This window comes from Allobacillus salarius, assembly GCF_007559425.1.
GTDB lineage: Bacteria > Bacillota > Bacilli > Bacillales > Alkalibacillaceae > Allobacillus > Allobacillus salarius.
In genome coordinates, this window is the sequence record NZ_VMHE01000043.1 from 1 (window position 1) to 6,565 (window position 6,565).

The following is a 6,565-nucleotide window of genomic DNA, read 5'->3' on the forward strand; positions in this document are numbered from 1 at the left end:
TAGATTCGAAATCGATAGGCTTTGTTTACCAGCAAGATTACTTCACTCCTAACAAGAAAACGTATGTTCTCATTATACACTACCAGCTTGTGTTTTGGGAAGTAATAACCTCATTTTCGGACAAGGAAGATGACTATTGTCATCTTTTGTCCGAAGGCGATTCATCTCCACCCTGGCTTCGCCTGAGGATGGAGTCTTCTCGCCTAAATCGATAAATATATATCATCTCGAAAATCAATATTACTCTTATCATTAAATCCTGTTCCCAGCTGTTCTTCAATGCTCTTCTCTGTACTATATGGCGTAAAAAGAAATGCTTTATCCCAGTCTACGTTAGTAAGTGATTGAATCTTGATCTCACTTTTACTCTCATCTTTCACAATCGAATTAATGGAATCCTCTAAATCGGCATTACGCTGATTACATCCTACCAACACAAGTAACAAAACAATCAATACAGTGATCTTTTTCAAGTAAATTCAATCTCATTTTCATTCATTTGAACGAACCATCTAGTCCAATTCAGACGTAATACTTATGAAGCAACTGCGCTCGTTTTATGAAGAACATTTATTCTTCGGAGTCCTGTTGGTTATTTAAGAGCCTTTCCACGTTTTTTTCTAATTCTTCAATTCTCGATTCTCGTTCTATAAAAATAGCTATGATTATGGCCAAAAAGAAGGCGAATATAGCTGCTGTAATGTATATATGTTCCAAGAAAAAACCAATAAAAAATACAAGAATCCAACTAATAATAAGGCAAGAACCGAATGTACCAATAAAGTCTTTCAAATTATCCTCCCTTAACTCAGCAAGCGGGCCCGTTTGCTGAAGATAAATGAACTCAACAATGTTCAAGTTCAATTAACTTTAGAGTAACATAATTAATTGAATTTTAAGAAAGAATATTAACTCCTTATTGTTTAATTGAAGCAATCATCAACAACAAGATTTAACAGATCTTATTTTTTAAAAGGAAACCCAATCACTATCTACTCCTGACCGGCACAAAAAACCCAATTTTTACACGAAAAACCGTTGGATTCTGTCGATTAAAAGGAGTATGCTAATGAATAGAAACAAACGAAGCATGCAGTCAGGAGGAATTTGTTTTGTTTTCAATTATTCAATGGTTCGTGTTTTTACTGGCGAATGCCGTCGCGATTCCTATCGTGATTGGTCCTTTATTCGATATGAGTTCTATAGAAGTCATGCAATTAATGCAACGGACGTTTTTTATTATGGGCGTTGCTTGTTTTCTTCAAGGATGGATTGGCCATAAAATGCCAATCGTTGATGGTCCTGCAGGTATTTGGGTAAGTACATTTGCGGTTTTCGCAGGTACGATTTCAACTGCAACTGGCTCGGCTGAAAATTCATTACGATTACTCGAAATGGCCATGATTTTAACGGGCATTTTTTTAATGTTATTTGGTCTGTTCAAGATTTCCGGAAAAATTATTTCCATTTTCACCCCTCTTGTGACGGGTGTCTTTTTAACCTTATTGACTGTTCAACTGGGAGGCACGTTTTTGCAAGGGATGACGGGTGTTGCTGAATATGATGTTATTCAACTTGATGCGACAATCGTTAGTTTTATCACATTTATTCTCGTGTTGGTATTGTCGTTGTTTTCACACGGGTGGAAGAAAAGTTATGCTGTTCTGATCGGAATTGTGGTTGGATGGGTCGTATATGAACTTTTTATCGGGACAAGCTCCGAACGGCCGAATGGTTTGCAGACGATCTCAGCACCTGAATGGTTTGCTTGGGGAACACCGATTTGGGATTGGAGTCTCATACCAATCGCGCTCTTGACGGCTGTCATTTTACTTTCCAATATTGTTGCAGCTCTTTCTGCTGTTACGGATGTAAGAGAAGAAAAGGCGAGAGTTTCTTATGGAGATATGAACCGATCTAGTTTTACTTTAGGGGTAAACCACGGGATATCGGGTATTTTCTCAGGTATTGCCGTCATTACTTTGGCCTCTTCAGCAGGATTTTTAAAATTAACCGGTGAAAAAAGAATACGACCATTCTTGATTGCTTCGGCTGTACTAATATTAGCTTCCTTTTTTCCGAGCATGATTTATTACCTAGCACAAATTCCAGCTCCAATTGCGAATGCGGCCTTACTAGCTACTTTTGTTGAGTTGATGGGCTTAGGAATTAAAAACTTATTTTCAAATCGATTGGATGACCGAAATACGACAATCATTACGGTTTCCTTATTGATCGGTTCAGGATTAATGTTCTTCCCAGCTGATAGTTTTTCAGGATTATCTGATATGGTACGACAAGTCGTCAGCAACGGGTTATTAGTCGGAACTGCTATCGCTGTTATTTTAGAGTTAATTTGGAAAAGACCTGAACAGCCAGCCGAAATTAACGAAGCATAATTATCCGTGATGTTTGAGTAGATGCTCATGTGGGAAAGTTGTTTAATGTAGGCATAACCCTATATTTCAGAGGAGGATGTTTTAAATGAGTAAAAAAATCGCATGTGTAATCACTGATTTATTCGAGGACATTGAATATACAGAGCCTGTAAATGCATTTAAGGACGCAGGCCATGAAGTGGTAACGATTGAAAAAGAAAAAGGGAAAGTCGTACAAGGTAAACAAGGTGAAACGGAAGTAGAAATCGACGCTTCCATTGATGACGTGAAACCAGAAGATTTTGATGCCTTGTTTATTCCTGGTGGTTTTTCACCTGACCAATTGCGGGCGGACGATCGTTTTGTTGAGTTCGTAAAACCATTTATGGCGGATAAAGATAAACCAGTTTTAGCTATTTGTCACGGCCCACAACTATTAATTACAGCAAAAACATTAGAAGGTCGTATGGCAACAGGGTATAAATCAATTGCACAAGATATGATTAATGCCGGCGCTAATTTCAAAGATGAAGAGGTTGTCGTTTGTCATAACGATCTCGTTACGAGCCGTAACCCAAACGATATCCCGGCATTCAACCGTGAATCGTTGAAAGTATTAAATGGTTAATCGTGAATAGTAAATAAAAGGTGTCCCATAAGAATGGGGCATCTTTATTTGTACATACTCCTTTAACAATGAGGTGAATTGAGTGATTGTAACGAAAAATGACCAATCTTTTCGGATGTTTACACAGCATGATCATGCAAAGGTAAGTGGAGAAATTGCGAAACATTGGCCGAGTGAATTGTTTTTATCAGAGCAATTGCGTGAAGAAGTGGAGCTTGCCATTACGCAACATGATCGAGCTTGGATTCCGTTGGATGATCAACCAACGTGGAACGAAGAAAAACACGAACCGCACTCTTTTATGAATTATCCATTGGAACCAAAGCTCGAACATTACCAAAAGGGTGTAGATGAAGTGCGAAGCGAGTCGAAATATGCGGGTTTACTTTGCAGTCATCACTATTTGTCGTTTTTTGATCATTCAGCTGAGAATCCAATTATTCAACAGTATATTTCCCGGGAAATGAAGAAGAACAACCAAATTAAAAAGGAGCTCGGTGAGCAGTTTAATGAGAGAGCATTTGATTTTCACTTTCACTTATTGCAGTTTTGTGACGATTTATCGTTATATTTTTGCCTAAATGAACCAGGAATCGACAAAGAGAACGAGACGAAAATGTTTAAGCATGGTTTTCGTCAACAATTCCAAGGGATGAAAGAAAAAATGGTGGCTTATTGGGAAGAACCTAATCGAATTTTATTGAACAACGGACCATTTAAAGAAACATTTTCATTAGAAGTTCCTTATAAGGAAATCTCAAAAGCTGAGATTGATCAAAATGGATTGAAACAAGCGTATGAATTGGCGGAAACAAAGGTTAGGGAAGCGAAAATCGAATCTGACTGATGATAATTTTGATATGTAAGCATAAAAAACACCCAGACTTTAATTCCGTCTGGATGTTTAGACTGTTTATTTATTAAACATTTTTAACGATAGCAAACTGATCTTGAAGCAGCAGCCAATTTTGCGGGAAAGCCAAGCCTAGCTTCCAATAACTAATGCCACGGAGGTTTAGTTCTCTGATCAAATCAAACTTTGCTTGAATCGATCGTGCATCTTCAAACCAAACTTCGTGCTGATTTCCTTCTGCGTCCCAATAATTGAAAAACGGTGCCTGAGCCTCTTCATCGTATTGAATAGTTTGATTCATAGACCGTGCGAGTTGGATTGCTTGGTTTGGACTAAGTGCCCGAGCGTATTCCCCGCCAGGTTCATAAGGAAGCGTCCAATCATAACCATAGAGATTTTGGCCAAGCAAGATTTTCTCAGCAGGCATTTCGGTAAGAGCATATTCAACGACTGCACGAACCGGACCGATTGGACTGACAGCCATCGGTGGCCCCCCACTATATCCCCATTCGTAAGTCATTAGTACAACCATATCAGCGATCTCGCCATGAGCTTTGTAATCGTGCGCCGCATACCATTGTCCAGGCTGGTCCGCTCTGTTTTTCGGTGCTAATGCAGTAGATAATAATAAATCATTGGCTTGTAACCGTTGTTTCGCTCGCCGTAAAAAATCATTATAACTTTCTTTTAGCTCTGCAGGAAGGAATTCGAAGTCAAAATGAACGTCACGATAATTCATGTCCGTCGCTGTTTGGATGATTTCATCTAACAGCCTTGTTTGCACCGTATTATCGGTTAAAATGAGACGGCCAAGCTCCTCACTAAAAGCCCCTTCTTCTAGATTCGTTATAACCATCATTAAAGCCGCTCCGTTTGCTTCAGCAATAGCAGGAAAATCATCAAGTGGAGGAGGATTTAATGTACCATCTCGGTTGACGCGATACGTAAATGGCGCCAGGTAAGTCAAGTAGGGGGCTTTTGAGCGTGCAGATTGTTGCAACCTTTCACTGACGACTCCACCAGAAGGCTCGATGTACGCATTGGAAACAATCGGTCGCTCAGCAGGCTTCGGAACGGCCAGCACCTGCCCGATTAAAAGAGGTGCTTCTAAACTCAAATCATTATAAGCGGCGAGTGTTTGATAAGTTGTATTCAATTTTTGAGCAATTAAATATAAGCTTTCACCTGGCTGGACGGTATAAGAATCAATCGGAATCACTAATGCTTGCCCAACCACTAAGTCTTCTGGTTGATCCAATTCATTTGCTTGGACAATCAAATCAACAGCAGTTTGATAACGTTGAGAAAGTAAATAGACGGAGTCTCCTCGAGAAACGGTATGGATGATCAATCACGTACACTCCTTTTTGCGCAGTATATGTTATATTTATGTGTACGAATAGAAGTTATGACTTGGAGATTCAGCCATAAAAAGGCTAAATAAAGGAGCTGGCCACCAATGGATATTTATTGGATGGAAAAAGCAATTGAGCAAGCGAAAAAAGCTGAAGCAATCAATGAAGTACCGATTGGTGCAGTCATTGTTCACAATGGAGAAGTGATTGGTAAAGGATATAATCGCCGAGAAACAGACCAACATAGTCAAGCCCATGCTGAAATGATGGCCATCCAAGAAGCGAATGAGAGGATTGGGAGTTGGCGGTTGGAAGATTGCACGCTCTATGTAACACTTGAACCTTGCCCAATGTGTGCTGGAGCAATTGTTCAATCGAGAATTCCACGAGTCGTCTATGGGGCAGCGGATCCGAAAGCGGGGTGTGCTGGTACATTGCTGAACTTATTGGATGAAAAGCGATTTAACCATCAGTCAGAAGTTGTGCCAGGCGTGCTGCAAGAACAATGTGCGGAACTGTTGAAAACGTTTTTTAAAAACTTAAGAAATCAAAAGAAGAAGAATGCGAATCAGTAAGTTTTTCCGATTGCATTTTTCCTCAAATCGCTATATACTAGGTAGTGCACTTCAATTAGGAGTGCATATTCAATACTTGCCGTGCTAGGTGGGGAGGTAGCGGTGCCCTGTAACCCACAATCCGCTATAGTGGGACTGAATTCCCGTTCGAGGCCAGGTCATTGTATGGCCTGCCGCAAGGGCGCAGTGTTGACGCTTGGGTCCTGCGCAATAGAAACTCGCGAACCCTGTCAGGTCCGGAAGGAAGCAGCAGTAAGCGAACCCTTCTATGTGACGCAGGATCGCCTGGGCTGAGCTGCAAACTTGCGTAACGCATATGATGGCCTGGTCGACAACGGGTGCACGGTGTTACATACAAAAATCAAGGCTTACCTTTACCGGTGAGCTTTTTTTTATCGATTTAGGCGAGAAGACTCCATCCTCAGGCGAAGCCAGGGTGGAGATGAATCGCCTTCGGACAAGAGGCTGGGACAAATCAAGGTTATAAACTAAGAAACACGAATAACAATCCAACTTAGCGTAGGAAATATACGTAGACTTCTGCGGGAGAAAAAGCTTAGGTGAGACCCCGCAGTGCGTAGCACGAGGAGGCTCAACAGCTGCCCGCGAAAAGCGGAGTATATTTCCGAAGCGGGTATTTCCACTACACTGAATTAGGATGTTCGTTTCTGTGTTAACTTTAACGATTATGTCCCAGCCTCTTGTCCGAAAATGAGGTTATTACTTCCCAAACACAATCTGGTAGTGTATAATAAGAACGTACGTTCCTTGTTAGG

Annotated in this window: 7 protein-coding genes and 1 other RNA gene; 5 read left to right on the forward strand and 3 right to left on the reverse strand. The window is 40.6% G+C overall.

Annotation, left to right across the window (positions count from 1 at the left end; translation table 11 throughout):
• Positions 1-203 precede the first annotated feature (203 nt).
• The gene (locus tag FPQ13_RS12635; protein WP_144089685.1) at positions 204-473 is read right to left on the reverse strand and encodes a lipoprotein; all 270 of its coding nucleotides are present in this window, start codon (positions 471-473) and stop codon (positions 204-206) included.
• Positions 474-570: 97 nt separating this feature from the next.
• A complete protein-coding gene (locus tag FPQ13_RS12640; RefSeq protein WP_144089686.1) occupies positions 571-792 on the reverse strand; it encodes a hypothetical protein in 222 nt (73 codons plus the stop codon).
• A 320-nt stretch (positions 793-1,112) separates the two neighbouring features.
• Here FPQ13_RS12640 and FPQ13_RS12645 point away from each other — a divergent pair, with 320 nt between their 5' ends.
• From FPQ13_RS12645 to FPQ13_RS12655, 3 genes are all read left to right on the forward strand, one after another.
• Positions 1,113-2,399: a purine/pyrimidine permease gene (locus FPQ13_RS12645; protein ID WP_144089687.1), complete on the forward strand. Its 1,287-nt coding sequence runs from the start codon at positions 1,113-1,115 to the stop codon at positions 2,397-2,399.
• Between the two features lie 85 nt (positions 2,400-2,484).
• Entirely contained in the window at positions 2,485-3,006 is a 522-nt protein-coding gene (locus tag FPQ13_RS12650) for a type 1 glutamine amidotransferase domain-containing protein (RefSeq protein WP_144089688.1), read from the forward strand.
• A gap of 82 nt (positions 3,007-3,088) precedes the next feature.
• Entirely contained in the window at positions 3,089-3,853 is a 765-nt protein-coding gene (locus tag FPQ13_RS12655; RefSeq protein WP_144089689.1) for a DUF3891 family protein, read from the forward strand.
• Positions 3,854-3,926: 73 nt separating this feature from the next.
• On the opposite strand, the gene FPQ13_RS12660 is transcribed toward FPQ13_RS12655, so the two are convergent.
• Positions 3,927-5,210 (reverse strand): glycoside hydrolase family 18 protein, encoded by a 1,284-nt coding sequence (locus tag FPQ13_RS12660; RefSeq protein ID WP_144089690.1) that lies wholly within the window; start codon positions 5,208-5,210, stop codon positions 3,927-3,929.
• Between the two features lie 108 nt (positions 5,211-5,318).
• Here FPQ13_RS12660 and tadA point away from each other — a divergent pair, with 108 nt between their 5' ends.
• Both tadA and ffs read left to right on the forward strand, forming a co-directional pair.
• Positions 5,319-5,789: a tRNA adenosine(34) deaminase TadA gene (tadA, locus tag FPQ13_RS12665; RefSeq protein ID WP_144089691.1), complete on the forward strand. Its 471-nt coding sequence runs from the start codon at positions 5,319-5,321 to the stop codon at positions 5,787-5,789.
• A gap of 79 nt (positions 5,790-5,868) precedes the next feature.
• Positions 5,869-6,135, forward strand: an RNA gene (gene ffs, locus FPQ13_RS12670) — signal recognition particle sRNA large type.
• Positions 6,136-6,565 lie beyond the last annotated feature (430 nt).